The organism is Gilliamella sp. B2889 (genome assembly GCF_026536885.1).
Classification (GTDB): Bacteria; Pseudomonadota; Gammaproteobacteria; order Enterobacterales; family Orbaceae; genus Gilliamella; species Gilliamella apicola_E.
The window spans coordinates 449474-476245 of sequence record NZ_JAFNNF010000002.1 but is presented as its reverse complement, the minus strand read 5'-3'; the positions used below and the strand labels follow the sequence as shown (position 1 = coordinate 476245).

The window sequence follows — 26772 nt, the reverse complement described above, 5'->3', positions numbered from 1 at the left end:
CGACGCAATAAGTAAGTAACCTTATTGTTTTGCAACAATATTTCCATCATCTACGTCTAGATGAATCTTTTTACCAGGCACTAATTTACCCGATAAAATTTGTTGAGCTAGTGGGTTTTCAATCTCTTGCTGTATTGCACGTTTTAATGGTCTTGCACCATAAATTGGGTCGAAGCCAACTTTGGCAAGTTGTTCTAGTGCACTATCAGAGATATCCATTTCATATCCACGTTCTTCTAGGCGTTTTTCAACATGAGCGAGTTGTATTTTTGCAATTGCTTTAATGTTTTCTTGACCTAGTGGGTGGAATACCACTGTTTCATCAATTCGGTTAATAAATTCCGGTCTGAAATGTTGGGTTACCACTGTCATAACTAAAGCTTTCATTTCGTCATAACTTAGTTCGACGTGACCTTGGATTAGGTCTGAACCTAAGTTAGATGTCATGATAATGACTGTGTTTCTAAAATCCACAGTTCTGCCTTGTCCATCAGTTAATCGGCCATCATCAAGCACTTGTAATAAAATATTAAATACATCTGGGTGAGCTTTTTCAACTTCATCAAGTAGGATGACGGAGTATGGTCGACGTCTTACTGCTTCGGTTAAATAGCCACCTTCTTCATAACCAACATATCCGGGAGGCGCACCGATTAATCGAGCCACGGAATGTTTTTCCATGAATTCGGACATGTCAATTCGAACCATTGCATCTTCACTGTCAAACATGAAGTTAGCTAAGGCTTTACAAAGTTCAGTTTTACCTACCCCTGTTGGTCCTAAAAATAGGAAGGATCCAATCGGTTTGTTAGGGTCAGATAGCCCTGCTCGACTGCGACGAATCGCATTAGCAACGGCAACAACCGCTTCGTCTTGACCGATTACACGTTTGTGTAAGGCTTCTTCCATGTGAAGTAGTTTATCTTTTTCGCTTTCAAGCATTCTTGATACAGGAATACCCGTTGCTTTAGATAGTACTTCGGCAATTTCGTTATCGGTGACTTTGTTACGCAATAACTTCATGGTTTTGCCTTCTAATTGCGTTGCAGAAGCCAGTTTCTTTTCTAACTCTGGAATTTTGCCATATTGTAATTCGGACATTTTGTTCAAGTCACCCATTCGGCGAGCTTGTTCTATCTCGGTACGCGCTTTTTCCAGCTCCGCCTTGATATTTTGAGTGCCCGAAAGTGCAGCCTTCTCTGACTTCCACTCTTCTTCAAGTGATGCATAATCCTTTTCTTTTTCAGCAAGTTCATCGTTTAACATCTCTAGTCGTTTTTTACTTGCATCATCAGACTCTTTCTTGAGCGCTTGTTGTTCAAGTTTGAGTTGGATAATACGTCTTTCAAGTCGATCCAATGATTCTGGTTTTGAATCCATTTGCATACGGATGCTTGATGCTGCTTCGTCGATTAAGTCGATCGCTTTATCGGGTAACATTCGATCAGAGATGTAACGATGCGATAAAGTTGCAGCAGCGACAATGGCTGGATCAGTAATTTGTACGTGGTGATGCAGTTCATAGCGCTCTTTTAAGCCACGTAAGATTGCGATCGTGTCTTCAACTGTTGGTTCTGCTACATAGACTTTTTGGAATCGACGTTCTAATGCTGGATCTTTTTCTATGTATTGACGATATTCATCAAGTGTAGTTGCCCCTACGCAGTGTAGTTCACCTCGAGCTAATGCTGGTTTTAACATGTTTCCAGCGTCCATCGCCCCGTCACTTTTACCTGCACCAACCATGGTGTGAATTTCATCAATAAATAAAATTATGCTGCCTTCCGCTTTGGCAATATCTTTTAATACCGCTTTTAAGCGTTCTTCAAATTCACCACGATATTTAGCACCAGCAATTAATGCCCCCATATCTAATGATAATACGCGTTTGTTGCGTAATCCTTCTGGTACTTCTCGGTTAACAATTCGTTGTGCAAGTCCTTCAACAATAGCGGTTTTACCAACACCTGGTTCACCAATGAGTACTGGGTTGTTTTTAGTTCTACGTTGTAATACTTGTATTGTGCGACGAATTTCTTCATCACGACCGATTACTGGGTCAAGTTTTCCTTGTTCTGCGCGTTCAGTTAGGTCAATGGTGTATTTTTTTAATGCACCACGTTGATCTTCAGCATTAGGATCGTTCACGTTATCACTTCCTCTCACTTGGTTAACAGCTTGGCTAAATTTTTCTTTAGTAACGCCTGCTTTTTTTAAGATATCTGCTAGGCTTCCTTTTTCATCTAATGCCGCTAATATAAATAGTTCAGACGAGATGTAGCTATCGCCATTTTTTTGGGATAATTTATCGCATAAATTTAAGATTTTAATAAATTCTTGTGATGGTATAACTTCACCACCGATACCTTGAACTTGTGGTAAGCGTTCGATTGCTTGATTTAGTTCTTGTTGTAATGTCGCAACATTCGCGCCTGAAGCAGCGAGTAATGGATTTATACTGCTTCCTTCTTGGTTTAACATGGCTGATAGCACATGTATAGGCTCTATGTATTGATTGTCTTTACCTAATGCCATTGATTGAGCATCAGCTAAAGCTTGTTGAAACTTGTTTGTGAGTTTATCTAACCTCATATTATTTATCTCCTAAGCAATAGATTTGGTTTAAATGTTTAAAACATTCAATCCATTTGCATATTCACTAAATAAGTGTGGAAGAATAAATTTCAAGAGCTGATTAACAATATTTTTGACGATTTTTTGAAACAAAGCTGTATATATATTACTCGTTTCTTCGCGAAAGATAAAGTAGCTTGAAAAATCATCGATTAATCAATAAGGTTGAGAAAATTTAGGTGACACATGGGTTTTTATCCTTTATATTAGCCTCGCTTTTAAGTTAGCCCACCGTGGTTCGTGATCCATCCCACGTAAAAAAACTAGGAAATTATATGTTTAAAATTGCTAAAGAGTTTCAATTCGATGCTTGTCATATGCTTGATGGGCATAATGGAAAATGTCATAACCTTCATGGTCATACCTACCGTTTGTTAGTCGAGATCAGCGATGATCTTATTTCCAGTGGATCCAGCGCTGATATGGTAATGGATTATGCAGATCTTAAGTTGATTGTAAAACAGCAGATTGTTGATCAATTGGATCATGCTTATCTTTATCATCAAGATAATGCTAATGAACGCAAAATAGCTATGCTTTTAGAACAAATGGAACGTAAAGTTTTTGCTTTTCCTTGCCGTACTACGGCGGAAGGAATGAGTAAATTTATTTTCGAACGTTTGTCTCAGTTTTTGCCGGTGTCGATGATTAAGCTTTGGGAGACCCCCTCTTCTTATTGTGAGTATCATCGGAGCGAAAAATGATTGAGTATCGCATTGTTGAAATCTTCGAATCTTTACAGGGCGAAGGTTATAATACGGGTATGCCTGCTATTTTTATTCGGTTTGCTGGTTGTAATTTGAATTGTAGTTGGTGCGATACTAATTTTCGTCATTTTAAGCGCTTTTCGTTAGAGCAATTACTGGCGATGGTCGGGCAATATAAGAGTTCTAATATTATTATCACTGGTGGTGAGCCTACTATGGTTAGAGATTTACCTATATTGTTGTCCCATTTGAAGCAGGCTGGTTATTATATTGCTATTGAGAGTAATGGGCTGGGTAAGATTGATCCATTAATTGATTATGTTGCACTGAGTCCTAAATTTTGTTATCAAAGCCGTTACCAAAACATTTTGCAATCAACTGCCAATGAAGTTCGAATCGTCGCTGAAAAACAAGCGGGCTTTATCGATTTTTGTCACTTCATTGAACAGCATATTGAAGCTAAGCGTTACTATTTGTCTCCTTGCGAGATAAATGGTGAGATGAATATGTTTGATACCATTGAGTTGTTAGGTCAGATTAACCATAATCGTATCGATAATAAATGGCTGTTAAGTTTACAGACTCATAAGTTTGCTGATATTGAGTAGTTTTTTATTAACTGCCATTAAACTAGTGGTTTATCACTTTTCTTCAAACCATATCATTGTCGCCATTCTTCCCGTTTTGTTTTCTCTTCGATAGGAGTAAAACAGATCGCGCTCAGTATACGTGCAATAATTACCACCATAAATTTGAGTAATTCCGATCGCGTTTAATCGCTGTTTAGCTATCATGTAAAGGTCGGCCAGATATTTTTTGCCTTCGATAAATTTGAATGCATGGTGAGCATTTTTGTCATACTCTTCAAATTGTTCTTTAACTTCAATACCTACTTCAAATTTTTGTGCACTGATTGCTGGTCCTAGCCAGACGAGAATTTCATTGGTGTTGCATTGAAATTTTTTTGCGGTTTCTTCTAAAATACCATGGCATAGTCCTCGCCAACCCGCATGAGCAGCAGCAACTTGATCGCCTTTAACTGAGCAAAATAGTACCGGCATACAATCAGCAGTTAAAACTACACTGACTTGATTAGCTTGCTTAGTGTAGGAGCCATCAGCTTCAAATCGTGTCGCATTGATTGCTGGTTTTACTTTTGTGATATCTAGGACAGTTGTACTGTGTGTTTGATTTAACCAATAAGGTTCACTCGGTACTTTTTCAGCTTGTATTAAGCGATTTCTATTTTCTACGATGTTATTTAAGTCATCCCCTGTTCGACTGCCTAAATTTAAGCTGTCAAAAGGGGGAAGGCTTACCCCTCCAATACGAGTGGAGGTGAAAGCGCGAACATTACTCGGTGCAGGCCAATAAGGATATATTGATTTAATCATTTTTATTTACCAATCAAGTTCATCTTTATGAAGTTCTGTATCTTCTTGTAACGCATGAATTAGTGTTAACATATCATCCGGTATTGGCGCATGCCATTCCATAAGTTCACCTGTAATTGGATGATATAAACGTAGCATTGTTGCATGTAAAGCTTGACGATCAAATTCGCGTAGCGTTTGGATAAAGGATTCACTCGCGCCTTTTGGCGGTCTTGGTCGTCCGCCATAAAGTGGATCACCAACGAGTGGGTGCGCGATATGAGCCATATGTACACGAATTTGGTGAGTTCGGCCAGTTTCTAGCCTTAGCCGTAGTCGAGTATGAAGTCGATATTTTTCCATGACTCGATAATGGGTTACCGCTGGCTTTCCTGTCGGGAATACGGCCATATGCGTTCGTTTAGTAGGATGGCGAGTGATCGGCTGGTCGATTGTGCCACCTGCTGTAATGATTCCCATCGCTACTGCTTCATATTCACGTGTAATTTCACGACGTTGTAGGGATTCAACTAGGTGGGTTTGTGCCTCGATGGTTTTAGCAACGACCATTAGCCCAGTTGTGTCTTTATCTAAGCGATGAACAATACCCGCTCTTGGTACTCTTGAAATATCAGGATAGTGATAAAGTAATGCGTTTAGCACTGTACCATTTGGGTTACCTGCGCCGGGGTGAACAACAAGATCTCGAGGTTTGTTGATAACCAAGATATCATCATCTTCATAAACAATATTGAGTTCGATATTTTCAGGTTGGTGATATGTTTCTTCTTCGATTTCAACGTCTATAGTAATTTTTTCTCCACCGAGAACTTTTTCTTTGGGTTTATTTACAATATTATTATTAACTAACACGTGATTATTGACGATCCATTCTTTAATTCTAGATCTTGAGTAATCAGGGAAAAGCTCCGATAAAGCTTGATCCAGACGCATTCCAAGTTGTGTTGGTTCTATTTCTGATGAAAGTTTTAACTTGTGCATGTGTAATTTATCTATTTTAAGCTGTTATGATTTAGAGTATTATATACTAATCATTGCCTTTAATGTTTAATTATATTTTGGATTAAAACTGAATGAAACTTCGTTTAAATACTTTGTTAGCCATCGCTTTAAGTAGCGCGCTAATTGGTTGTACGAGTACAAAGCCTGATGTTGAAAATGTATCAGAAATTGAGTTACACAATAAAGCCAAAACTGAGCTTGAAGGTGGGAATTTAAAATCGAGTATTACTGTTTTAGAAACGATTGATAAAAATTATCCTTTTGGACCTTATTCACAACAAGTCCAACTCGATTTGATTTATGCTTATTATAAAAATGCGGATTATCCTATGGCCATTGCGTCAATTGACCGCTTTTTAAAATTAAATCCAACCCATCCGAATATCGATTGGGTGATTTATATGCGCGGTATTAACAATATGGCGCAAAATGATAATACTATTCAGGGTTGGTTTAATGTTGATCGTTCAGATCGTGATCCTGAATTTGCGATGGCAGCATTTAAAGATTTTACTTATTTGGTTTCTAGTTTTCCAACTAGTAGTTATGCCGCTGATGCAAAAAAACGTTTAGTATATTTAAAGAACCGTATCGCTCGCTATGAGTTAAAAGTGGCTCAATATTATACTAACCGTGGCGCTTATGTTGCCGTGGTAAATCGAGTCATTCAAATGTTAGCGTTATTTCCTGATACTGATTCAACAAAAACAGCATTATCGTTATTGAGTAATGCTTATAATGAATTAGGTTTGACTGACGAAAGCCAAAAAGTCGATAAACTGATACAAGCTAATCTTGAAAATATGCCTGTTGAAGAGAAGAAATCTTACTTTTCTCGCTTCTTAAGTGTATTTAATGGTGGTTAATTTAGTTCAGATCTAAAAAATAATGGCTATTTAAATATTTAAATAGCCATTTTTTTATCAGTAATTTATAAACAATATATGCCCATGAGTTACTTTCTAACATATAAATAACGGTATTCTCCATGATCATAATTTGTATTTGTTAATGCTTTTGTTAGTTCTTGGGTAAGTTTAGTTGATAACGTTGTATCCGATGAGGATAATGTAAAATCTGGTTTTATAATTTGTTCATCGACATATTGTATAAATTGAAGAAATTGATCAATATCTTTTTTGGATAAATATATACTTTTTGCCACCATCATATTAATAAGCTTATTATCAAACTCCAAAATAATCGTGTGATATAGCACTACGGTACTTTTAAGCATTATTACTGTTTGTAATGCTGACCATTGAAACGTTTGATTCAATTTTTTATGGTCATCAATACTAATCGAATATGAATTGACATTGATCGTCATTTTTTTACGGAACAAGCGAGCAATACATATAGCAAATAGAAAGACAGAAAATAATTCCGGAACAAGGAGTCCAACAATAAAAATAACCTCAAAGTATTGGTTGGGAATCATCAGCATGATCGCATCAGAGAAAAATAAATACATGAAACAACCAAGGACTAAAACACCAAAGCAACAAATGAGTATCATTAAACTTATAAATGAGCGCCGAGTGAAACAGCGAAATTCAAATGTACGATTTTCCATAAACTATTCCTGATATTTTTTAGAAATATATCTTAAGTTTTTTTAATATATACTGGGAAGCAAAGATTTATTTCTTTTTTTATTTTTATTGTTAACTTTATTGATTTTAATTCATATCAATATTGGTATCAAATCATCCTCCTTGTTTCATATATCGTTTGTAAAACGTGCCAATAACCAATACAATTAGCAGATTATTTTTTATTAGCAATAATAGATAGGACATTAATTCGTCATGCAAGAACAATATCGCCCAGATGAAATTGAAGCCAAAGTACAAAAACATTGGCAAGAAGAGAAAACTTTCCACGTTACTGAAGATCCATCTAAAGAGAAGTATTACTGTTTGTCAATGCTTCCTTATCCTTCAGGTCGTTTGCATCTTGGTCATGTCCGTAATTATACAATCGGTGATACGATCTCACGTTATCAACGCTTAAACGGCAAGAATGTTTTACAGCCAATCGGTTGGGATGCATTTGGTTTGCCAGCAGAAGGCGCAGCCGTTAAAAATAATACTGCACCAGCTAAATGGACTTATGAAAATATTGCTTATATGAAGAAGCAGTTGCAATTACTTGGTTTTGGTTATGATTGGGACCGTGAGGTTACTACTTGTCGTCCTGAGTATTACAAATGGGAGCAATGGTTTTTTACTAAATTATTTGAGAAAGGTTTAGTTTATAAAAAGACTTCAGCTGTTAACTGGTGCCCTAACGATCAAACTGTTCTAGCTAATGAGCAAGTAGTTGAAGGTTGTTGTTGGCGTTGTAATACTCCGGTTGAGCGTAAAGAGATTCCACAATGGTTTATTAAAATCACTGATTATGCCGATGAGTTATTGAATGATTTAGATACTCTTGAGAGTTGGCCAGAACAAGTTAAGACCATGCAACGTAACTGGATTGGTCGTTCTGAAGGGGTGGAATTTGACTTTGCCGTTGAAAATTATAACGATAAGTTACGCGTTTATACTACTCGCCCTGATACGTTAATGGGTGTGAGTTTTGTATCTGTGGCGGCTGAGCATCCACTTGCTCAATTAGCTGCGCAAAACAATCCTAAAATTGCTGAGTTTATTGCTGAATGTAAAACCACGAAAACCGCTGAAGCTGATATGGCTACAATGGAAAAGAAAGGTATGGCGACTGGATTTTTTGCCATCCATCCATTAACCGGTAATAAGGTTCCAGTTTGGATCGCTAATTTTGTATTAATTGAATATGGTACTGGTGCTGTGATGGCTGTACCGGGTCACGATGAACGCGATTATGAATTTGCATCAAAATATAATTTACCAATTAAACCTGTTATCTTAAATCAAGATGGGCAAGCTCCTGACCTTTCTGAGCAAGCTTATACTGAGCACGGTAAATTATTTAATTCAGGTGAGTTTGATGGTCTTGATTTTGATCAAGCTTTCAATGCTATCGCCGATAAACTTATTGCGTTAGGCATTGGTAACCGTAAGGTGAATTACCGTTTACGCGATTGGGGTGTTTCTCGCCAACGTTATTGGGGAGCGCCGATTCCAATGGTGACGCTTGAAGATGGTACAACGATCCCAACACCTGAAGATCAACTTCCCGTCATTTTACCTGAAAATGTTGAAATGAATGGGATAACCAGTCCTATTAAAGCCGATCCCGAGTGGGCAAAAACAACCGTTAATGGTCAACCAGCCCTTCGAGAAACAGATACTTTTGATACCTTTATGGAGTCATCTTGGTATTATGCTCGCTATACTTGCCCGCATTATGACAAAGGTATGTTAGATGAAAAAGCAGCTAATTATTGGTTACCTGTTGATCAGTATGTTGGTGGTATCGAACATGCGATTATGCATTTACTTTATTTCCGATTCTTCCATAAATTGATGCGTGATTTCGGTTTGGTTAAATCAGATGAGCCTGCTAAACGTTTACTTTGCCAAGGTATGGTTTTAGCTGATGCTTTTTATTATACCAGCCCAACTAACGAGCGTATTTGGGTTTCACCAACCGAGGTGACCATTGAACGTGATGATAAAGGCCGTATTGCTAAAGCAATAGATAGTAAAGGCAATGAACTTGTTCATGCTGGTATGACTAAGATGTCAAAATCGAAAAACAACGGTATTGATCCACAAGAGATGGTAGAAAAATACGGAGCTGATACTGTTCGTTTATTTATGATGTTCGCATCCCCAGCTGATATGACGCTTGAATGGCAAGAATCCGGTGTTGAGGGCGCTAATCGATTTATTAAACGTGTTTGGCGTTTAGTTTTTGAGCATTCTCAACTTGGTAAAACTGCTGCGCTCGATATCGCTAAATTGAATGCTGATCAGAAAGCTTTACGTCGTGAATTACATAAAACAATTGCTAAAGTGAGTGATGATATTGGTCGTCGTCAAACTTTCAATACAGCTATTGCTGCGGTGATGGAGTTTATGAATCGCTTACAAAAAGCACCACAAGACACTGATCAAGATCGCGCATTGATGGATGAGTCTTTAAATGCAGTAGTCCGATTACTTTATCCTATGATGCCACACGCTTGTTTTGTTATGTGGCAGGCATTAGGTCATAGTGAAACAATTGATAATGCTTCATGGCCAGTTGCTGATGAGTCAGCTATGGTTGAAGACGAAAAATTAATTGTTGTGCAAATCAATGGTAAAGTGCGTGGTAAATTTACTGTACCTGCTGATGCTCAGCAAGATTATGTTGTAGAGCAAGCTAAACAAGAGCCAAATATTGAAAAATACTTAGCTGATGCCACAATTCGCAAAGTGATTTATGTACCAGGTAAATTATTGAATCTGGTTGTAAGTTAATATTGTTGGATAACTTGGATATAGGTGGTAATACCAATGAAAAAATATTTAGCTTTACTGATGTTATTGGCGATATCGCTAACGGGATGTGGATTTCATTTGCAGTATGAAACTGAAGTCCCTGCTCGATTTAAAACGCTTTCATATGTTAGTGGTGATCCTTATGGTCGTTTATCGAGAAATATTAAAGAGTTGCTACGCGATAATAAAGTAACTTTGGCTAATATTAATGATCCGGCCAATTACCCATCACTCAGAATAGTGGGTGATTCATTGAGTAAAAGCACCATATCCATTTATCAAGATGGTAAAGCAGCAGAATATCAATTAGTACTAACGATTCAAGCTCAAGTAGTAATTGCGGGTGAACAAATTCATCCAATTAATGTTCGTGTTTTCCGTACGTTCTTTGATAATCCAGCCGCAGCTCTTGCGAAAACAGTCGAGCAAAATCTAATTGAAGACGAAATGTATAAGCAGGCTGCAAAACAGATCATCCGTAAATTAAAATCGGTTGATACACCTAATTAACGATGAAAAAAATTAGTGCAGAAAAAATCATCCATCAGTTAGGATCACCCTATTATTTGATTTTAGGTAGTGATCCTTACTTGCAACATTATGCGCAAACTGAGTTACGTAAAGCTTTTAAACAAGCTGGATATGACGAGCAACTTTCTTTCACGATAAACGCTCAAACTGATTGGCCGGCAATGTATGATAGTTGTCAGGCAATGAATTTGTTTTCTAATAAAACCTTGCTCTGTTTAGAAATTGGTGAAGGTGTGCTTAATGTTTCAGTTGCTACAAAATTAAATACGTTATGTGAAATGTTAACCCCTGATATCGGGTTGATAATCAGCTTAGTTAAGATTACCAAGACTCAAGAAAATTCAGCATGGTATAAGGCCTTGTCTGATAATTTAGTGGTTGTGAATTGTTCAACGCCAGAAGTAGCACAATTACCATCATGGATAAAAACCTATTTGCAACAAATGCAAATGACAATTGAGCAACCTGGAATTGAATTGCTTAGTTATTATTATGAAGGTAATTTGTTGGCTTTAACGCAAATTATTGAGCAATTAAAGTTACTTTACCCTAATCAGACTATTAATTATGAGCAAGTAGAATCAAATATTAATGATTCAGCAATATTCTCGCCTTATCATTGGGTTGATGCAATGGTTTACAATAAATCTAAGCGGGCAATGCATGTGTTACACCAGCTTAAAATGAATGATTTCGAGCCATTGATATTATTGCGTATTATTCAACGTGAGTTGATTTTGTTGATCAATTTAAAATTGGCTTTAGCAGAAAAATCCCCGCGCCAAGTTTTTGACGAATATCGAATTTGGCAAAATAAAAGAAAGATGTATAGTGATTATTTAAGTCGATTCGATATCAAGCATCTATTTGCTCTATTGGCCACTTTAACTGAAATCGAGATTAGCTTAAAACATAATAATGATTTACCTATTTGGGATGCTCTGTTGAATTTAACTATGCAGTTTATGGGATTAGATAATTGTTAACAGCACTCTTTGGTGGCACCTTTGATCCAATCCATTATGGGCATTTGCGCCCTGCTTTAGCCTTAGCCAAAGAGGTTGGATTGAATAATATTAGTTTATTGCCAAATCGAATCCCTGCTCATAAACCACAGCCAGAAGCCACAACAGAACAACGTTTAGCTATGTTAAAATTAGCTATATCTGATTATTCGCTTTTTTCCATCGATACACGAGAATTAGAACCACAGCTAATCAATCAACCCTCTTTTACTGTTGATACGCTTAGGGCATGGCGTGAACAAAATGGTACCCTATCAGGCTTGGCTTTTATTATAGGGCAAGACTCTTTGCTTAATTTACCCACTTGGAAAGAGTGGCAAAAGTTGCTTGATTATTGTCATTTGCTTATTTGTAAAAGGCCAGGTTATCCCCAAACCACCGATGATAGCAATTTGCAAGCATGGATTAATCAACATCAAACAAAAGATAGCCAAGCGTTACATCATTATCCAAATGGTTATATCTATTTTGCTAATACACCACTTGAATCGATTTCAGCGACAGAAATAAGGCTAAATATCGATAATCAACAATGCTGTGAAAAGTTGTTACCGAGCAAAGTTTGGCACTACATACATGAACATGGAATTTATAATTCAAAGAAATGTTAGAAATGACTTTACATCTGTGAGTTTTTTCGGCATTATTTTGCCGCTATATTTAGATAATCTGATTATAGCTGTTCTGTGTCTATACTCATATTCAATGAATTTGCACACACCAAAAATTGGTGATTTAGTTGATAAATTCGCTTTTCTAATTAAACATAAAGAAAATCGGAATATTGATTTGAGTATATTTAATTTGTATTTAATTTTAAGAGGCCCCAATGGCAAAAGAAGATAACATTGAAATGCAAGGTACTATTCTTGATACTCTTCCGAATACGATGTTCCGAGTTGAACTTGAAAACGGTCATGTTGTTACTGCACATATTTCTGGAAAGATGAGAAAGAACTATATTCGTATTCTTACTGGCGATAAAGTAACTGTTGAAATGACACCTTACGATCTTTCAAAAGCACGTATCATATTCCGTAGTCGCTAATATCGTTATCGCACTTGTTGTTTTTGTATTATTAACCAGTTTATTGGTTATTTTCTCTTTCTTAATACAATTCCGTCGACAGATGTCGACGGAAGTGCAATCTAATCTAGATGTGACTTGTTTAGTCCATTTGAGAAAAATCCATCTGATCGTATTTTATCCATTTTGTCTTTTTAACAATCTTATAACCAAAATAAATTGAAAGAAATAATGGGATACCTATATAAGTTGCAATAACGCCATTCCAATCAATGGTATCTTGTAAAAATGCTTCATAATTTTGACCGAGTGTAATAATCAAACAAAGCACAAAAGCAAAAATAGGACCAAATGGGAAACAACTTGATCGGTAAGGTAATTTATTGAGATCTCGTCCTTGTGTGAGGTAACCTATTCTAAAACGATAGTGGCTAATTGCAATACCAAGCCATGCAATAAATCCTGTCATACCTGACATATTTAGTAGCCATAAATAGACCTCTTGATCTTTGTATAATGACGTTAAGAAACAGAGCATAGCCACTAATGTAGTTGCGAATAACGCCATATCAGGCACGCCTGTTGAAGATAATCGACTGAAAATCTTAGGCGCTTTACCTTCTTTTGCTAATGCATATAACATACGTGTTGAAGCATATAAGCCAGAGTTACCAGCAGAAAGAACCGATGTTAAAATTACCGCATTCATGATAGCTGCTGCGGATAATAATCCTGCATGTTGGAAAACTAAGGTAAATGGACTAACGCTGATATCTGTTTCATCATTACGAAGTAAGTTAGGATCAGTGTATGGAATAATTAAACTAATTACTAAGATGGCAAAGATATAAAATAGCAGTATTCGCCAAAAAACTTGTTTCATTGCTTTTGGTATATTTTTTTCTGGATCTTTAGATTCTCCCGCCGCAATACCAATTAGCTCAGTACCTTGGAATGAGAATCCAACAACCATCGCCACACCGATCATTGATGAGAATCCGCCGACAAATGGTGCACCCTCTATTTTCCAATTTTGCCAACCAGCATTTTCAGCACCTTTTAAAATGCCAATTATCATCAATAAGCCAACAACAATAAATAAAATAACAGTAACCACTTTGATTAATGAAAACCAAAATTCTGCTTCACCAAACCCTTTTACAGAAATGTAGTTTAAGCCGAAAATAATGCTTAGGAACAATAAACTCCATAACCAACTATAGGCACCAGCATCAAACCAATAGGAAATAACTAATTGTGCCGCAACTAAGTCAACAGCAACAGTAATTGCCCAGTTATACCAATAGTTCCAACCAATGGCAAAACCAAATGCTTCATCTACATAACGTGCTCCATAAGTTGCAAAGGTTCCCGAAACGGGAAGATAAGCAGCTAGCTCTCCAAGGCTAGTCATTAAAAAATAAACCATTATGCCGATAATAGCATAAGATACTAATGCGCCTCCTGGACCTGCTTGTGCAACTGTTGCACCAGAAGCGACAAATAGCCCAGTACCAATTGAACCACCAATAGCGATCATTGCTAAATGGCGAGCTTTCAAATCACGCTTTAATTTTTTCGTCATATCAATTTTCTTCTTGTTAATTAAACTTACTAATTATTTTAACTACACTTAATATGATGTAGCTTAGTAACTGATTTAAGCTAATTTATTTAAATATTTATCATTAGCTAATTAAAGTGCGTGAAGTGTATCAAAAAAATTTATGTGCGAGATAAATAATTCTAATAATACAGCCGATATGTTAAATATTAGCAATACTTAGTTGCTAGTAAGCTGTTCTAATTGAGTTAAATAATCTAATGCCTGGTTACGATTTGTTCCACACATTTCATAACATGGTCTTAGGTGACTGCAAACTTGAGGTCTGGTTGATTGGCCAAATAATTTACATAATAAATTTTCATCCAAATGGATACATGCAACACCTGCTGGTTTTCCCTTAGGCATACCAGGCATAGCAGATGAGATCGACGGTGCAATACAACATGCCCCACAGTTTCTTCGACATTGGAATGATTCAGTCATGAGATTAGATGAGATTGTTTTATAAATTTTATTGGTGACAATAGCAAGTTAAGGGTAAAATAGCGAGCTAATTTTTAACTCTATTTAATATGAAGAATCTATTATGGCTAAAGCTAATGAAATTAAACGTGGTGATGCTGTCACCTATAACGGTAAGTTGTTACTTGTAAAAGAAATTGATGTACAAAGCCCTAGTGCTCGTGGCGCAAGTACACTTTATAAAATGCGTTTTACTGATGTTAAATCTGGAGGTAAAGTTGAAGAACGTTTTAAGGGTGATGATGTTTTAGACACTATCGAACTATTTCGACGTCCTGTAAGCTTTTCTTATATTGATGGGGATGAATATGTATTCATGGATAATGAAGACTATACTCCGTTTATTTTTAAGAAAGATCAAATTGAAGAAGAACTTCTTTTTATCCCAGAAGGCGGTATGGATGGAATTCAAGTTTTGATGGCTGAAAATGAAGTTGTCGCTCTAGAATTACCACAAACAGTTGAACTTGAAATTATTGAAACCTCGCCAAGTATAAAAGGTGCTTCGGCAAGCGCACGTACTAAACCTGCAACATTGTCTACTGGCCTTGTTATTCAAGTACCTGAATATATTGATAACCACGAAAAAGTTAAAATTCATATTGCTGAACGCCGATATATGAGCCGAGCGGAATAATCTATTAAATCGTGATGAATACATACAATCAAAATAAATTACATAAACGATTGCGTCGCCTAACAGGCGAAGCAATCGCTGATTTCAATATGATTGAAGAAGGCGATCGTATAATGGTCTGTCTATCTGGCGGTAAAGATAGTTATACATTGCTAGACATTTTAATTAATTTAAAAATCAGTGCACCAGTGCAATTTGAATTAGTTGCAGTCAATTTAGATCAAAAGCAGCCAGGATTTCCTGAACATGTTTTACCTGAGTACCTCGAATCTTTAGGTATTGAGTATAAAATTGTTCAAGAAAATACCTATGGTATTGTTAAAGAAAAGATCCCTGAAGGCAAGACCACGTGTTCACTCTGCTCTAGGCTTCGACGAGGTATTTTATATCGCACAGCAACTGAGCTCGGCGCGACAAAAATTGCGCTTGGGCATCATCGTGATGATATTTTGGAAACATTATTTTTAAATATGTTTTATGGCGGAAAACTTAAAGCGATGCCTCCAAAATTAATGAATGATTCAGGTGAACATATTATTATTCGACCGCTTGCGTACTGCAAAGAAAAGGATATTGCAAAATATGCTGAAATTAAGCAATTCCCTATCATTCCATGTAATCTTTGTGGTTCACAACCTAATTTACAACGTCAAGTGATCAAAGAGATGTTAAATGATTGGGATAAGAAGTTTCCTGGTCGTATAGAAACTATGTTCAGAGCCACGCAGAATATTACCCTTTCTCATTTATGTGATACCAATTTATATGATTTCAAAGGTATTAAGAAAGGTGATATTGATGTTAATGGTGGTGATTTGGCATTTGATCATGAAGAGTTACCAGCTATGGTCGGATTTGATACATCGGAACTAGATGATAAAAATCTGATTCTTTGGAAAGAAGCCAACTAAAAAAACCCTTCAATTTAATTTCTTTTTTTATCGGCGATAATCTATATCGTCGATAATCCTTTCTGATATTAAAACAATAATCGATTGTATATAAACTTTGATCTAGCTCACGAATTGACAAAAAAAAATCCATTTTTATTGTGGTTCTAATGACATTAAAATAAAATTGAAACGTTCCAATTTTCATAAAATAACGATATATGAAAAATAAATAAACATAGGAGAACAATGTGAAAATACATTTTTTGGGTACTGCTGCATCAGAAGGTATCCCAAATCCTTTTTGTAAATGTCAGATTTGTGAAAAATCTCGTATTCAAAAAGGTAAAAATATAAGAACTCGAAGTTCGATTCTTATTGATGATATTGTGCAAATCGATTTTGCTCCGGAATATAGCTATCAAGCAATGAGAGAAAACATTGATGTTACTAAAATAAAGGACTTATTATTTACTCATACTCATCCTGACCATTTTAATGTGGGCGATCTATTTAGCCGTATGGTGGATTATGGTTTTAATATCGACCACCCTCTTTACGTTTATGGAAATGATATTGCCATAAATGGTTGTTTGAATGTAGTACCTGATTATAGTCCTGAACGTTTTGTATTTAATTTATTAGTTCCATTTCAAACTGTTGTAACCTCAGCTGGTTATACCGTTACAGCTTTGTTAGCTAATCATGCTAAATGGGAATTTTGCTTTATTTACTTGATTGAGAAAGATGGAAAAACGTTTCTACACGGACATGACTCTGGCTATTTTCCTGAACTCACATGGCAATGGCTAAAAGATAGTGGCAAAAAAATTGATATGGCTATTTTTGAGTGTACTTATGGATATAAACAAAATGATAAGACCAATAATCATATGAGTATTGAAACTGTTATCGCTACTCAAAAGCGCATGTTGGATGATGGTATTTTTAGCTCAAGCACTCAACTTATCACGTCTCACCACTCTCATAGCAGTGGTTTTATGCATGATGAATTAGTTGAAATATTCAAACCTTACAATATTGAAGTAGCCTATGATGGCTTGACGAAGACGATTTAATACGGAGCTTTATATGTTTAAAATACCACGTTTATTGGTAATGATGTTTTTACAATATTTTGTGCAAGGTGCATGGAATATGGTTATTGGGGCAGTACTTGCTGCTTATGGATTGAAAGAAATTGTTGGTTCGACTTATTCAGTTTTAGGAATCGCAACTATTATCTCTCCACTTTTCATTGGAATGATCGCTGATAGGTTCATTGCATCACAAAAAGTGATGGGCATATTACATATTCTCAATGCAGTTGTTTTATTTATCATTCCTAATTTTGTTGAAAGTGGCAATATTGCTGGCTTTTTAATCATGATTTTTATCGTTGGTTTATTATTTTATCCAACAACAGCATTAGCTAATAGCGTTAGTTTTAGGCATATAGATGGTGTGCGCTGGTTCCCAATTATTCGTGTATTTGGCACCATTGGTTTTATGATTGTAGGATTAATTCTTGGTTATACTGGTTTTTCTAGCTCCATTAACTCATTTTTACTTGCTTCTGGTGCATCTGTGGTTTATGGGATTTATTGTTTTACTTTACCTAACACACCACCTACAAGTCGAAATAAGAAATTCTCAATCCGTGATGCAATGTGTTTAGATGCATTATCACTTTTCAAAGATAAGTATTTCACTATTTTTATGCTATCTACTTTTGTCCTAATGATAACTAAAACTGCATATAGTGCTTATTTACCAGTATATTTACCTGTATTAGATTTAGAGCCTGCTTCAATGATGCAAATTGCTATCGCTACAGAAGTGTTATTTATGTTCCTTCTATCTTTCTTATTAGGTCGTTTTGGTTTCAAAAAAATCATTTTATTCGGCGCAATTTGTTGGGTAATTCGTAGCATGATGTTATCACTGGCCGCAACATCAGAAGATAATATGTTCTTCTATATTATTGGTACGCTATTGTTACAAGGTATTTGTTGGGACTTCTTCTTTACTGCTGGTGATATCTATGTTGATAAGAAAGCAGGTCCAGAAATTAAAGCGCAAGCTCAAGGGTTACGTTTTATTGTTTCTAATGGCTTTGGTGTATTTATGGCTGCGTCAGTATGTGGCTTTATCAATAACCGCGTTGTTACAGAGAAGACATTACCTAATGCTGGTCCACAATGGCAAGAGTTCTGGATCTATCCTGCGGTAGTTGCTGCAATTGTTGCTGTAGGTTTCTGGTATTTCTTTAAAGATAAAGATGTCATCATGGCACCTAAAAAAGTAGAATCAGATTAATTTTTTACTCTTACTTTAATATGGCTAATAATTATTTATTAGCCATACTTTTTTCTATCTCACTATTAATCATCTCTATGACTTGTTTTGAACTATATTGGTTAGTTATCCACTGTGTTAAATACTTTCCAATAATATTTTCAATCAGTCTTAAATTAATAGCACTACCTGTCATGCTATTTTCTCGAATGCCATTGGCATATTGTTGTTGCGCCACTGGTAACCATGGATAACTATTTATAATTCGATGATTTTGAAAAATAGTGTTTTGTGCGGTTGCTCCACCAAGTAATGCTATTTGTTCGCTGATTTCGTTGGAGTAAAGCCAATTAAAAAAGGTTTTTACTTGTTCATTTTTTTGACTATATTTTGACATACCAAGGGAACCTCCACCAAATAGTGATTTTTTTCCCGGTACTTTAGCGTATCCAACCAAAGGCAATATATTACGATGATTAATATAGCCAAATAAATTCATATAAACAATTAACATAGCTAGCTTGCCTTGTTCAAATAAATTTACTGATTCTTGCCACCAAGCTGATTGTATATTTTTGGCAACGCTAATGTATGATTGCAAATGATTTAAAGTAGTTCTAGCAATTGTGGTATTTAAACCAAATTTATTGCCATTAATTAGTTTTCCTCCTTGAGAATAATAGCGAACTAAAAATTCAGATGCGATAAGTTCATAATTACCGAGCGTAATACAACTACCGAACTCTACTGGGGATTCCGTATTTTGCTGTTGATTAAAAAAGGTCGCAATTTGATCGAACTCTTTGAAGTTTTTAGGGACATTAAGATGTTGTCGATATGCTTCAAAATAAGCACGCTTAATTAATGGATCATTAAATAAGTCTTTGCGATAAAAGAGCATTTGAACACTAGGATCAAAAGGAATAGCATAAGCAGAATTATCTACATAGCTAAAGCGTTCTACAATTTCTTGTGGATATTTTGCAAACAGTTGATTCAAGTTAATATTTAATTCTGATAAAGGTTTGAATATCGATGGTGCAAACCAAGGTAATCCAGCCATATCAATTCGTATAATATCAATTTGCTGATGTTGTTCAAATTGATTAAGAATATGATATATTTCGTCGAAAGGTTTTATAATTAAATTTACATCAATACCGCTCGTCTTTTGGAAATGTGGTAATAGTTTTTTTACCGCCTGCGTTGATGGGCTGGGTAAGATTAAAAAGTTAATAGTTTCTGAAGATTTAGTTATGTTTTCTGAATTCAAATCAGGCAATAATGAAAAACCTTTATTATCAAGATTGGTTGTGTTTTTGCCTTCTACTAGTTTGATAATTTGTTCACTTAATATGCCATAGTTCATATGGTATTGATAAATGTTATCTTCATAAAAAAAACTGTTATTGGTTAATGTATAAATGGGTGGGCAAGATTTTAAACTTCCAAAATAATTAGCATTACGAATAAAATGTGCTCGCTCCATATCCATGGTAATTAGCGCATCATAATTAACCTGTTCATCTTCAAAAAAACTAAAAGCTAAATTGTAGGTACCATTAGAAGGTTTAGATGCAATACTATTCAATGTCACATCATAATGATGCTTTTTGAACGTGCTAAGTAAACCTTTTTTGAAGTTTTTAGTATGAGTGTGATGCTCTGAATTACTAAATAAGCCAATTCTTCGATACGTTTTTTTGATTAATTCATTAGCAATATCTCGTCCAGCTTTCTCATAATCAAGAGATATGAATTGCAATGCTGAGATAGGCTTTCGATAGACAAAGATAATTTTTTCTTTTGGTAATTTAATTTTTTGGTAATAGGAGTTAGCATCTGATAATGAACTAACAACGATAACTGCATGATCACGTTTTACAGCTACCTTTTGGATTAATTGTAATTCCAGTTCTTTAGAGTCATAAGTTAAATAAAGCGAAAGCTCATAACCAAGTCGGTTGGCTTGACTAAACAGGCCATCATATAAATTAGTATATTGTTCGGAAGTGATATTTGGTAGTATAACCGAAATAGACTTATTTGAACCTTCTTTTAAAATTTTGGCAGATAAATTGATTTGATAACCTAATTGTTGAATCGCTTGTTCAACTAATTTGATTTTTTTTAAACTGACATTACCACGATCATTGAGTACATTTGAGACAGTACCATGAGATACACCAGCAAGTTTTGCTATGTCTTTGATCGTCGCCATTTGGTATTACACTCCATAAATTTTCACTTCAATCAAATCAACTTTATTAAACAATTATAAGTATATTAGAACTAATTAGTCTTTAAGCCATTTTAGCCAGCTTTGATTCACGATCTCTTTTTCTGATTTGAAACATGAGTCATCAACAATGCTCGGTAAGAGTTGCAACGATAATTGATGGATTTCATTTCGCATATCAATATAAGCTTTAGTGAGTTGCTGGGCTTCTAGGTTGTCCATAATTTGATAGTTAGCTGCAAGCTCCAAGATCCGTACGTTGTCACTCCATGTGGTCATTTTAGGATATTGATGTGCATAGTTTAGTACTAGATATTGTGATAAGAATTCAATATCACCAATACCTCCTGCATCTATTTTTAAATTAAATTGATGTGGCGCTGTTGTGCCTAAATGTGCCCGCATCTTTTCACGCATCTCTCGAACTTCAGTTTTTAATACTCTTTCTTCACGGTTTTTACATAAAACAGTATGCCTAATTTCGTTAAAGCGTTTAATAAGTTCAATCTCACCATAAACGGCTCTTGCTCTAACTAATGCTTGATGTTCCCAAGTCCATGCCTCATTCATTTGGTAGTCATAAAATGCACTCAAACTACAAGCTAATAGTCCTGCATCCCCTTGTGGACGTAAGCGAACATCAACTTCATAAAGAATACCAAAGCTAGTACGTACATTGAATAAATGAATTATTCGTTGTACCAGTCGTAAATAAAACTGGCGGCTATCAATTTGTTTATCACCATCGGTTATACTATCAACAGGGCAGTCATGAAGAAATACGAGATCTAAATCTGAACCATATCCCAATTCCCAACCACCTAATTTACCATAAGCAATAATAACTAACCCTTTTTGATTATCGGTTAAATGTGCCGGCTTTCCATAACGAGCAATCATCTGATTCCACGCCATTTGAACTACAAAATCGAGAAGCGATTCTGCAACATATGTTAAATGATCACTTACTTTCATGGTATTTAATACATGTTCAACATCAGCAGCGGCTATATGTAGGAGTTGCATTTGTTTGAATTGTCTTAATGCCTCAAGTTGTTGTTCTTCATCATCAACCTGAATTCGAAGTAAGTATTGATAAAGTTCACTTTTATATTCATTAGGGGCAACAGTTTGATAAAGTGAGTGAATATCAATAAGCTCATCTAATAAGATTGGATAATGTGCAAGTTGCTCACTAATCATTGGTGAGGCACTACATAATCGAATTAGTTGTTTTAATGCCGTTGGGTATTCAAGCAGTAACTCTAAATAAGTTGTTCGGCTAACAATATTGACTAGTAACGGTAAAATTCGTGATAGTATTATTAATGCATGCTCATCATTACAAATTAATTCTAATAATTTTGGCATTAGCTGATCGAGTATTTCACGCCCTCTAACACCAATGGTCCGTTTACTGATATCATCACGAAATTGACAAAGCATTTGATAAAGCTGTTTGGCATCATCAGGTGAATAGTTCAATAGTACTGAAGTAACATCACTTAATTGTAAATCAGGCACCCAAAGGTCATTATAGTGATCGTTGTTCGTATTTTGTGTTGATTCAGTTGATTCATCACCAATAAGTTGATTAAATATTTGCCGAGTAAATTGCATTCTTTTAGTAAGTTCAGATACAAATTCATTCCAGCTTCTAAAATTCATGCCTATTGCTATACGTATTTGGTCTAATTCATCTTCTGGTAGTGTTTGTGTTTGTTCATCATGTATAGCCTGTAATAGGTTCTCACAACGACGTAGGAAGAAGTAATTTTCACGTAGAGCATCTACTTCATTAGCATTAAGTAGGGATTCTTGTTCTATTACTTGTAAAGCAGTCAATAAGGAACGTGTTTGTAGGCCAATCACACGTCCACCACGTATAAGTTGAAATACTTGTACGATGAATTCTATTTCTCGAATACCACCTGCACCAAGTTTAATATTGTTGGTTAGACCTCGACGACGAACTTCACGTTCAATCATGCCTTTCATGTTTCGCAATGATTGTAAGACACTAAAATCAATATAACGGCGGTATACAAATGGTTTTAACATTTGGTAAAGCTCTTTAGTGTATAAATCTTGTTGATCACCGAGTATTTTCGCTTTTACCATGGCGTAACGTTCCCAGTCTCTTCCTTGCTCTTGGTAGTAGTCTTCCATCGCTGAAAAACTTAAAACAAGTGGACCGCCATCACCTAGAGGACGTAAACGCATGTCAACTCGGTAGACAAAACCATCTTCAGTAATTTGATCTAAAGCTTTAATTAAACGCTGTCCTAAACGTGTGAAAAAGACGGCATTATCTAATTCGCGACGACCACCTTGTGTTTGCCCATGTTCAGGATAAGTAAAAATAAGGTCAATATCAGATGAAAAATTAAGTTCTCCTCCACCGAGTTTCCCCATCCCTAGAATAAGTAAAGGTTGCGCCTCTCCTTGCAAATTACAAGGGGTTCCCCACTCTTTACAACTAAGCTCATATAGCCAATCTCGTGCAGTGACAATAATCACCTCAGCTAGCTCAGTAAGTTGTAATAAAATTTGTTCATCGCTACTTGTTTGCGTTAATTGTGACCATTCAAGCCTTACTAAAATGTAGCGTCTGAATAATCTTAAAGTTTTCATTAGTTCCAACTCATCAAATACCGATGCTAACTTTTCATTTAACCATTGTTGATAGTAACTTCTTTCATCAGCTTGAGGAGGATTGTTAATAATGTCTGTCAACCAATCTGGAAACCGATAAAAAGCATCAACAATAAAATCACTTTGTACCAAAATATCAAGATTATTTTGTACTGCAATTGAATCACATTGTGATAATTGCGATGTGATTTTCTGTTTTTGCTCTGCAATTAATGGTGAAACTAGCGATATAGGCTGAGACATAATAAGCACTCACTTAAACTTGTTGATAAAATCACCTAATTAACTATTATAAATGACTTTTTAACTTCACATATCTTTTTATTAAACAAATTGTAAAAAAGAATATTGATATCATTTCAATAGTTGGTTAGCTGATAATTAATGAAAACGATTTGAAAGACGAGTTGAGACTTGTTTATTGAATAAAGTGACTACGCAGGGTAGTCACTTTAAGTTAATGTCTATTTTTTAAATAAATAGATAGTCTCTAATTATTAGAAACTATAACGGTAACCTAAGTTAACTTGTTTTTGGTCAAATTTATTACCGAATGAATAAACAACATCTGTATAGATATGGTGTTGTTTGTTAAACTGTACATCTACACCAATACCGTTATCCCACCAATTGCCACCGAAATCATATTTTTCTTTTGCAACATGGTTAAAGACATAAGATGTTTCACCATCAAACTCTTTCACATAACCAGTTTTTAGGTATACATCAACTATATTATCATCTTGGGTAAAGCTGTTGCCTAGGACAACACTTGCTCTACCGAGTAATGAATTATAACTGTCCAATTTAGTTCTTAATCCATTGGTTGCATTGATGACTGCACTTCCTTGATGAGAATAAGTTAATTGAGCTTGAGGTTCAAAATACCAACCTTGATTTGGTAATGAATTGAAATAGAATCGTTGACCTAGTTCAGTCCCTATTGAAAAACCATTAGTATTACCATCACCTTTTACGAAATAACCCCCACCGGTACGAGTATTAAATTTATTCGACATTCTCATATATTTAATTAAACCGTCGATATAAAACCCTGATTGGTTTAGGTATGTGCCGTAAAGTGCTGCATAGTAGCCTTTAGTGTTTCCATCACCTACATGATGATCTATATTTCCTCGGCTTAAACCACCCATGATACCATAATAGATATCACCATTTGTATTTTCAACTTTTCGATCCACACCAAGTTGTAAGCCATAATAATCCATATCAAAATTCGATAAACGTTTATCGTTGAATGAACTTAATTTACCACCATAAATACGACCCCAAGCATCACCATCAGATGTTTCGCCTTGACGAAGTTTACCCATTCTTTGCATTAAAGTTTGTGTTTCAATGTAACTAATCAAGTAACTGGAGTTTAGAATATTTGCCGCATTTTGAGCTGTATTGGTTAAATTAGGCTTAGTTGGATTTACTGTTTTCTTTTGAGCTGATAATACCCAATCTTCTGAACCACTATTACGTTCATCAGTGACTTTAGTTAGAGTATTAAATTGGTATGCACCAATATCAACTGATGGTGAAGTCAAATTAAAAGTAGCACCACCACCTTCAGTTTCAACTAAAGTAAATTTTTCATTACCTGTAACTGTTGCTGAACCATTATTGTCATCTCTAATTGAGATATTGTGATTACCAGTTGCTTGTGAAGAGCCAGTAATTTTAAGTAAATCATTAGCAAAACCACTACCGATGGAAGTGCGCAATTCAAATAGCCCATTTCCAGATAATGAATTTGCCTTTAAAATCATGTTATTTGAACCATCAAGAATCGTATTTGATGTCGCATAATCATGACCAAAACTTACTTTGGCATAATTAGTTAACGTAAGGGAATCAACAGATGAACTATTAGTCATATTCCATTGGCTTTGACTACCATCTATCTTAACATTGATAGTACCTTTATTCGCAGATGAAGATGTATTATCAATTGAAGTTAATAATGTCGAGCCATCAGTTAAATCAAGATTAATCTGTCCTGAACTGGCTGCATAAATATCACCCTTAATATTCGATTTACCATTAACAGCTATTTCACCAGCAGTCGACTGTATTGCGTTATAATTGTTATAACTAGTTGAAACAATGTTATTAACATTTGAGCCACTATTAATGAATAATTTTCCTGCTTTTTGGTCCATGTAGACAGCGGTTCCATTAGCCGTTGTTACATCTAATCCATTATTAAATTTAATAACACTGTCTGCATTTGGGTTAGCACCAGCATATTCCTGGAACGCAACACCAGTCGAATTATTGCCACTCATATTAATCGTTACTTTTTCGTTAAAGTTTAGATTTATACCAAGTGAATCTGGTGCGTTATTCAGTAAGGATAAAATACCATAACTACCATTTCCTACTGACTGTATGTTAACTTCACCATTGAAGTTGCCTTCAGTTTTTGATGAATTTGAACCGTTATAAGCTCGAATTCCAATGAAACTGCCATTTGATGTACCGGTCCCTATTATAGTTACCTTTTTATCAAAATCAGCTTTCCCCCTATTAGCAAAATAAATACCGGTACCATCTTTAACATTTAGGCGAATGTCACTTAAAGCATTGACTTTCCCATTTGAAAGAACATGGATGTTACTTATTTTATTATAATTACCTGTTGCATTAGTTTGAATTACAAATTCATCCGTTCCGGTATCAATGGTTAAAGTTTTACCATTATATCCTGATTTAATACCGTAATCTTGGTTGCTAGTAATGTTGATATGAGGCGCAGCAACACCTGTTATATTTTGAATAATGATATCATCGGTTGAAGAAACGGCAATACCGCTATTAGTATGAGTTCCAATATTAGATGCATCAATAATAGTTAAAGCACTTGCAAGATGAGGTGTAACTAGACAAGTACCTAGTGTTAATTTGATCAAGAGATCAATTTTATTTAAATTACTTTTGAACACATAAACTCCATTTATTTGGTATTTACTAATCATTACATTGATTAACTTAAATCTTAACAAACCTAACAAAGGTTAACTTATTGTTATTATTTATAAAATTTACCTAAAATAACAAAGTATCAAAAAAAATAGTTAATGTCTATATCGGTTATTTAATGATTTAACTAAATGTTCTTTTATTGTCTGACAATAAAAATTGTCGAATATAAATTTTGATAAAGTGTTAGTTTTTTTACTTTGAAATGAGGAGTTTTTGATTTGAGTTTGAAAGGCAT

20 protein-coding genes, 1 pseudogene and 1 riboswitch are annotated in these 26772 nt (G+C 35.2%); of the genes and pseudogenes, 12 read left to right on the top strand and 9 right to left on the bottom strand.

The window, feature by feature from the left end:
* Window positions 1-21: 21 nt before the first annotated feature.
* The gene (gene clpB, locus J3U09_RS05025; protein WP_065562591.1) at window positions 22-2592 is read right to left on the bottom strand and encodes an ATP-dependent chaperone ClpB; all 2571 of its coding nucleotides are present in this window, start codon (window positions 2590-2592) and stop codon (window positions 22-24) included.
* Window positions 2593-2861: 269 nt separating this feature from the next.
* Window positions 2862-2907, top strand: a riboswitch (PreQ1 riboswitch).
* Window positions 2908-2909: 2 nt separating this feature from the next.
* Here clpB and queD point away from each other — a divergent pair.
* Both queD and J3U09_RS05015 read left to right on the top strand, forming a co-directional pair.
* Window positions 2910-3338: a 6-carboxytetrahydropterin synthase QueD gene (gene queD / locus J3U09_RS05020; protein ID WP_065562592.1), complete on the top strand. Its 429-nt coding sequence runs from the start codon at window positions 2910-2912 to the stop codon at window positions 3336-3338.
* On the top strand, window positions 3335-3949 hold the full coding sequence (locus tag J3U09_RS05015; RefSeq protein ID WP_267357348.1) for a 7-carboxy-7-deazaguanine synthase QueE: 615 nt from the start codon (window positions 3335-3337) through the stop codon (window positions 3947-3949). The genes queD and J3U09_RS05015 overlap by 4 nt, the downstream gene beginning before the upstream one ends.
* Window positions 3950-3982: 33 nt before the next feature.
* Here the strand turns inward: J3U09_RS05015 and pgeF are convergent, their stop codons facing one another.
* Both pgeF and rluD read right to left on the bottom strand, forming a co-directional pair.
* Complete coding sequence (pgeF, locus tag J3U09_RS05010; protein WP_267337386.1) at window positions 3983-4735, bottom strand: peptidoglycan editing factor PgeF; 753 nt, start codon at window positions 4733-4735, stop codon at window positions 3983-3985.
* Window positions 4736-4741: 6 nt separating this feature from the next.
* Window positions 4742-5716, bottom strand: coding sequence for a 23S rRNA pseudouridine(1911/1915/1917) synthase RluD (rluD, locus tag J3U09_RS05005; protein ID WP_065562595.1), 975 nt, complete (start codon window positions 5714-5716; stop codon window positions 4742-4744).
* A 92-nt stretch (window positions 5717-5808) separates the two neighbouring features.
* On the opposite strand from rluD, the pseudogene bamD reads away from it, so the two are divergent.
* A pseudogene (gene bamD, locus J3U09_RS05000) lies at window positions 5809-6531 on the top strand (outer membrane protein assembly factor BamD); the annotation flags it as partial.
* A 161-nt stretch (window positions 6532-6692) separates the two neighbouring features.
* Here bamD and J3U09_RS04995 read toward each other — a convergent pair.
* The gene (locus tag J3U09_RS04995) at window positions 6693-7313 is read right to left on the bottom strand and encodes a hypothetical protein (protein ID WP_267357346.1); all 621 of its coding nucleotides are present in this window, start codon (window positions 7311-7313) and stop codon (window positions 6693-6695) included.
* A 235-nt stretch (window positions 7314-7548) separates the two neighbouring features.
* Here J3U09_RS04995 and leuS point away from each other — a divergent pair, with 235 nt between their 5' ends.
* The 5 genes from leuS to infA all read left to right on the top strand — a co-directional run bounded on the left by leuS (window position 7549) and on the right by infA (window position 12756).
* The gene (leuS, locus tag J3U09_RS04990; protein WP_267330602.1) at window positions 7549-10131 is read left to right on the top strand and encodes a leucine--tRNA ligase; all 2583 of its coding nucleotides are present in this window, start codon (window positions 7549-7551) and stop codon (window positions 10129-10131) included.
* Between the two features lie 36 nt (window positions 10132-10167).
* Window positions 10168-10662, top strand: coding sequence for an LPS assembly lipoprotein LptE (gene lptE, locus J3U09_RS04985; protein WP_065562599.1), 495 nt, complete (start codon window positions 10168-10170; stop codon window positions 10660-10662).
* Window positions 10663-10664: 2 nt separating this feature from the next.
* Window positions 10665-11669, top strand: a complete 1005-nt coding sequence (gene holA, locus J3U09_RS04980; RefSeq protein WP_267331648.1) for a DNA polymerase III subunit delta — start codon at window positions 10665-10667, stop codon at window positions 11667-11669.
* Entirely contained in the window at window positions 11663-12319 is a 657-nt protein-coding gene (gene nadD / locus J3U09_RS04975; RefSeq protein WP_267331649.1) for a nicotinate-nucleotide adenylyltransferase, read from the top strand. Before holA ends, nadD begins: the two co-directional genes overlap by 7 nt.
* Window positions 12320-12537: 218 nt before the next feature.
* Window positions 12538-12756: a translation initiation factor IF-1 gene (infA, locus tag J3U09_RS04970; protein ID WP_025315083.1), complete on the top strand. Its 219-nt coding sequence runs from the start codon at window positions 12538-12540 to the stop codon at window positions 12754-12756.
* 121 nt (window positions 12757-12877) lie between these two features.
* On the opposite strand, the gene J3U09_RS04965 is transcribed toward infA, so the two are convergent.
* A complete protein-coding gene (locus tag J3U09_RS04965; protein ID WP_267330679.1) occupies window positions 12878-14341 on the bottom strand; it encodes an amino acid permease in 1464 nt (487 codons plus the stop codon).
* Between the two features lie 177 nt (window positions 14342-14518).
* On the bottom strand, window positions 14519-14785 hold the full coding sequence (locus tag J3U09_RS04960) for a YkgJ family cysteine cluster protein (RefSeq protein WP_065562604.1): 267 nt from the start codon (window positions 14783-14785) through the stop codon (window positions 14519-14521).
* Window positions 14786-14888: 103 nt separating this feature from the next.
* Between J3U09_RS04960 and yeiP the strand changes: the two genes are divergently transcribed.
* The 4 genes from yeiP (at window position 14889) to J3U09_RS04940 (ending at window position 18670) form a co-directional block, all read left to right on the top strand.
* Window positions 14889-15461 (top strand): elongation factor P-like protein YeiP, encoded by a 573-nt coding sequence (yeiP, locus tag J3U09_RS04955; protein ID WP_065562605.1) that lies wholly within the window; start codon window positions 14889-14891, stop codon window positions 15459-15461.
* Window positions 15462-15475: 14 nt separating this feature from the next.
* Window positions 15476-16372, top strand: a complete 897-nt coding sequence (ttcA, locus tag J3U09_RS04950) for a tRNA 2-thiocytidine(32) synthetase TtcA (RefSeq protein WP_267331651.1) — start codon at window positions 15476-15478, stop codon at window positions 16370-16372.
* Between the two features lie 230 nt (window positions 16373-16602).
* The gene (locus J3U09_RS04945; RefSeq protein ID WP_267357344.1) at window positions 16603-17430 is read left to right on the top strand and encodes an MBL fold metallo-hydrolase; all 828 of its coding nucleotides are present in this window, start codon (window positions 16603-16605) and stop codon (window positions 17428-17430) included.
* 13 nt (window positions 17431-17443) lie between these two features.
* Window positions 17444-18670, top strand: coding sequence for an MFS transporter (locus tag J3U09_RS04940; RefSeq protein ID WP_065562608.1), 1227 nt, complete (start codon window positions 17444-17446; stop codon window positions 18668-18670).
* Window positions 18671-18701: 31 nt separating this feature from the next.
* Here J3U09_RS04940 and J3U09_RS04935 read toward each other — a convergent pair whose 3' ends face one another.
* From J3U09_RS04935 to J3U09_RS04925, 3 genes are all read right to left on the bottom strand, one after another.
* Entirely contained in the window at window positions 18702-20870 is a 2169-nt protein-coding gene (locus J3U09_RS04935) for an extracellular solute-binding protein (protein ID WP_267357342.1), read from the bottom strand.
* Window positions 20871-20945: 75 nt separating this feature from the next.
* Window positions 20946-23786, bottom strand: coding sequence for a bifunctional [glutamate--ammonia ligase]-adenylyl-L-tyrosine phosphorylase/[glutamate--ammonia-ligase] adenylyltransferase (gene glnE / locus J3U09_RS04930; protein WP_267357340.1), 2841 nt, complete (start codon window positions 23784-23786; stop codon window positions 20946-20948).
* 254 nt (window positions 23787-24040) lie between these two features.
* Entirely contained in the window at window positions 24041-26497 is a 2457-nt protein-coding gene (locus tag J3U09_RS04925; RefSeq protein WP_267357339.1) for an autotransporter outer membrane beta-barrel domain-containing protein, read from the bottom strand.
* Window positions 26498-26772: the final 275 nt, after the last annotated feature.